Source organism: Melaminivora alkalimesophila, from assembly GCF_000282995.1.
Taxonomy (GTDB): Bacteria; Pseudomonadota; Gammaproteobacteria; order Burkholderiales; family Burkholderiaceae_C; genus Melaminivora; species Melaminivora alkalimesophila.
On record NZ_ALEE01000015.1, the window covers coordinates 1 to 288 of the forward strand.

Below are 288 nucleotides of genomic sequence, written 5' to 3' on the forward strand. Positions count from 1 at the left end.
CGCGACGGAGCGGTGCTGAGCATGGTGCTGCGCATCTTTCTGCGGGTGATCGCACAAACTCTGCAGACCCACAGCCCCGGTGCGGCCCATATGGACAAGGCAGGCCTGCACATCGGTGCCATCGCCTTCATTCACCGATTCGGCTCCAGCCTCAATGAACACGTCCACTTCCACGTTTGTGTGGTGGACGGGGTGTTTGAGGAAGTGGAGGGCGAGGGCGATGCTGATGCGACCCCTCGAATCTCATCGCCGGGTGTCATCTTTCACGCGGCCACCGGCATCGATGCG

1 protein-coding gene is annotated in these 288 nt (G+C 61.8%); it reads left to right on the forward strand.

The window, feature by feature from the left end; all coding sequences use genetic code 11:
• Positions 1–288 (forward strand): IS91 family transposase (locus A612_RS16790; RefSeq protein ID WP_040435216.1); only part of this gene is annotated, 288 nt, incomplete at both ends.